2 protein-coding genes are annotated in these 918 nt (G+C 73.9%); both read right to left on the bottom strand.

Annotated features, from left to right (window positions below; genetic code table 11):
• Nucleotides 1–717, bottom strand: a 717-nt coding sequence (locus GRF61_RS24185; protein ID WP_211166193.1) for a hypothetical protein, incomplete at its 3' end; no start/stop codon positions are given.
• Nucleotides 718–734: 17 nt separating this feature from the next.
• Nucleotides 735–918, bottom strand: a 184-nt coding sequence (locus tag GRF61_RS24685; RefSeq protein WP_211166192.1) for a hypothetical protein, incomplete at its 5' end; no start/stop codon positions are given.

Here is a 918-nt window from a genome sequence, read left to right as displayed (position 1 = left end):
GGCCTGGGCGTAGTTCTTCTGCTGCAGGGCACGCTCGCCATCCTGCAGGAAGCCTTCGACCAGGGCGTCCATGGACGGCGCGGCGCGCGGCGCCGGGGCGGGCGTGGCCGGTTGCGCGCCCTGGCTGCGCTGCTGGCGGGCCTGCATTTCGGCGCGGGCATCGGCGATCTGCTTGCGCAGCGGCTCGGCACCGGCGGCGTCGGCATCCAGCCGCAGGGCCTGGTCCAGCAGGCTGTCGGCATCGTCGTAGGCATCCGCGCGCAGGCGGGTGCGGGCGCGGTCCACCAGTTGGCGGGCGTCATTCACCGCGGCGCTCGCCTTGCGGCTCAGGTCGGTGTAGCCGCGGGCCTGGCAGCCATTGCGATTGCGCGTCAGCAGCGCGGCGGCACGTGCCGCGCGGCCTTCGTCCAGCAGCTGTTCCGCCTGGGCCTGGGTCTGCTCGCAGCGCAGGGCGCCGGACTTGGCCCGTTCCACGCCGGCGAGCAGCTTGCGCGCCTGCGGCAGCGTGTCGCCCTCGCACACTTCGACCGCCTGCTGGGCGGCCTTGCCGGCGGTGGCGATATCGCCGGCGGCCAGCGCGGTGCTGGCGGACTGGGTGGCGGCGGTGCATTGCTCCGCCTTGCGCGCGCTACCGCTGCTGCCGGCGTAGTAGCCCAACGCCATGAGGCCGATGAAGAGCAGGCCTATCGTGTAGCAGATGCGGCGTATCCAGCGCACCACGCGCTGCTTGAAGCTCAGCCTGGGCTTGGACGGCGACGCGGCTTTCTCTTTGGCCTGCTGCGGGGCCGGCTGCGCTGCTGGCGGGCCTGCATTTCGGCGCGGGCATCGGCGATCTGCTTGCGCAGCCAGGGCGCGCAACCGGCCACGCCCGCCCCGGCGCCGCGCGCCGCGCCGTCCATGGACGCCCTGGTCGAAGGC

Source organism: Azoarcus sp. TTM-91 (assembly GCF_012911025.1).
Lineage (GTDB): Bacteria > Pseudomonadota > Gammaproteobacteria > Burkholderiales > Rhodocyclaceae > Azoarcus.
The sequence above is the reverse complement of the archived record's forward strand: the minus strand, read 5'-3'. Positions and strand labels throughout refer to the sequence as shown.